The sequence below is a fragment of the Hydrogenivirga sp. 128-5-R1-1 genome, from assembly GCF_000171895.1.
In genome coordinates this window covers 1-2511 of sequence record NZ_ABHJ01000113.1, presented here as the reverse complement: position 1 = coordinate 2511, position 2511 = coordinate 1, and the positions used below count along the sequence as shown (strand labels likewise).

Below are 2511 nucleotides of genomic sequence, written 5' to 3'. Positions count from 1 at the left end.
TGAAAACAGGGTTAGTTTGTGTCAAAAATTCTTATCTCAAGAATTCTTCTGCTGCATTTAGGACATTTAGTGTCAAGAACGCCGGTATTCTCAGCTACAGGAATGACCTCTTTACCTTCATGTCCGCATTTGCATTTGAACCTTACTTCTTCAAATTTTACATCAGGTTCTTTTTTTAGCGTGGTTTTTTCCATTGCTTTTCACCTCCTTTTTGTTTATTTTTATAAGTAAATTTATATAGAAATTGTTAAGTTTTTATGAAGTTTGTATTAAATTTTTTTAATTTTTGAAAAAATATTTCGTTTTTTGTATTATCATATGATTGAAAACATATTTAACTAAACTTTTTATTTAAAATGCCGAAGATATATTTTGAAATACTTTAAAGGAGGACAGCAATGGCTTTTGGTTTTTTTAGTGAAAATAAGGAGTATTCTAATATGCAAACTGTTGACAGAAATAGTTCGGACTTAAGAAAAGTTTTACCTAAAGTGGCTATGGCAATTTACCACAGCTCGCTTATATCAGGAGAAGGTTTTAAAATAAAAACAGAGATAGGGTTCTATAATGAAAAATTGGATAAGTTAACAAAAGATGCTAACAAAGTTTTAGAACTTGTTGAAGATTTAAACAAATCCATAAATGACCTTTATGAGTTTCAGAAGACTCTGGAAAATGTTATAGAAAAAGGTTCAACATCCGTTGAAGAAACAATTAATGTTATTGACTTTGCTGAAAAAGTTATGGAAAGACTCGGTGGTTCCACAGAAGAACTAAAAAACAAGATAGACGGTATAGAAGGGATTTTAAAGGTTATTTTTGATATTGCAAGCCAGACGAATTTACTTGCATTAAATGCAGCTATAGAAGCTGCAAGGGCTGGAGAATATGGAAAGGGATTTGCAGTAGTTGCTGATGAAGTTAGAAATCTGGCAGAAAAAACATCTCACAGCATAGAAGAAATCAGGTCTGTTATAGATGCTGTTGTAGAAGATGCTGAAAAAACAATAAAAGATGTGGTAGAGGCAAAGGATACTACAAATAAGGTAATTGCCAACTCTAAAGAGGTTTCTTCTATATTCTCAAATATAAAAGAAAAAAGTGATGAAATTAATAAAAAACTTGATAAGTTCTATAAGGATTCAAAATATATATCTAACTTTATTATGGAAATAATTAACAGTATAAAGGATATGGAAAAAGCCTTTGAGAAGGTTATAAATCTTGGAGATTCTATTGATGAAAAGGCAAGAGAAAGTTTAAATGAGTATATATCAATATGGCAGGAGCTTATAAAGGGTCAAAAAGGTCTCAGTATAGAACTATTGAAGAGAGTTATAGACCATGCAATCTGGATGGATAATGTTGCTAAATCTTTAGAAGGAAAATCTGACTGGATACCAACTGACCATACTAAATGTAATTTAGGGAAATGGTATTATTCAGATGGTAGAAAGGAAATTGACAAATATGGTTTGGAAGCTGTTGAAATATTTAATTCTATAGAAGATGCACATGCAAGACTTCACACACTTGGTATAAATGCGATTAAGCAGGCGCAAGAAGGTAATCTAAGAGAAGCTTTTGATTTAGCTGTAGAAATGTACGAATCATCAAAGGATATAGTTGATAAACTTTTTGCTTTATATGAAGAAGTTGTAGCCCACGAAGGATAGTGGGCTATTTTTTCCTTTTTCTTCTTTCTAATCTATTTTTGTACTTTATAACTTTTTTCTTTTTCTTGGTTTTAGGTTGGTCTTCTTCTATATTGCTTTGAGCTTTTTGGAGTTTTTCCTCAGCCTGTTTTTTTAAATGTTCTTCTTGCTCTTTTAACTGTTCTTCTGATACCAGCTGTACTTTGTATAAGTATTCCAGTGTATTGTATTTTAATTTATAAAGCATATCTTCAAAGAGCTCAAAAGATTCTTTTTTGTATTCAACAAGAGGGTCTCTTTGTGCATATCCTCTAAGAGAAACAGATTCTCTTAGTCTATCAAGTAAATGTAGGTGTTCTTTCCACAGGTTATCTAAAACCTGTAGTGTAATATACCTTTCAAACTCTCTTATGATTTCTTCTCCAGCTTGCTGTTCTTTTTGCTGATAACTTTTTTCTAATTTTTCAAAAATAAAGTCTTCAAGTTCTTTTCTATCCCACTCTTTGTTTTTATCAATATTAACATCAACGTCAAGCCATTCTTTAAATGAGTTTTCAAGTTCCTGTAAATCCCATTTTTCCTGATATTCTTCAGCAGGAGCGTATTTATCAATAAATGAGTATGAAACATCGTAAAGCCACTGGCGTAATTCTTCTTTAAGATTTGTGCCTTCTAATATATCTCTTCTAAGTGAGTATATTACCTGTCTTTGTTTATTCATAACATCATCAAATTCAAGTAATCTTTTTCTTATCTGGAAGTTTTGTCCTTCTACTCTTTTCTGGGCATTTTCTATCGCTTTAGATACCATTGAGCTTTCTATTGGTTCACCTTCTGGTATCTTGAGTCTTGTCAT

General features: G+C 31.2%; 2 protein-coding genes and 1 pseudogene. 1 reads left to right on the top strand and 2 read right to left on the bottom strand.

The genetic code is table 11. The annotated features are described in order from the left end of the window. Positions 1-11: 11 nt before the first annotated feature. Positions 12-194: a hypothetical protein gene (locus tag HG1285_RS04620; protein ID WP_008288598.1), complete on the bottom strand. Its 183-nt coding sequence runs from the start codon at positions 192-194 to the stop codon at positions 12-14. Between the two features lie 204 nt (positions 195-398). Between HG1285_RS04620 and HG1285_RS20605 the strand changes: the two genes are divergently transcribed. After that, positions 399-1676 carry a methyl-accepting chemotaxis protein gene (locus tag HG1285_RS20605; RefSeq protein WP_008288597.1) on the top strand — a complete coding sequence of 426 codons (1278 nt, stop codon included), beginning with the start codon at positions 399-401 and terminating at the stop codon, positions 1674-1676. A 4-nt stretch (positions 1677-1680) separates the two neighbouring features. Here the strand turns inward: HG1285_RS20605 and HG1285_RS04630 are convergent. Further along, positions 1681-2511, bottom strand: a pseudogene (locus tag HG1285_RS04630) (preprotein translocase subunit SecA); the annotation flags it as partial.

What these genes read in the sequence shown, in the direction of transcription:
- HG1285_RS04620 (WP_008288598.1), bottom strand. Translation starts at nt 194, where the DNA reads ATGGAAAAAACCACGCTAAAAAAAGAACCTGATGTAAAATTTGAAGAA.
- HG1285_RS20605 (WP_008288597.1), top strand. Translation starts at nt 399, where the DNA reads ATGGCTTTTGGTTTTTTTAGTGAAAATAAGGAGTATTCTAATATGCAA.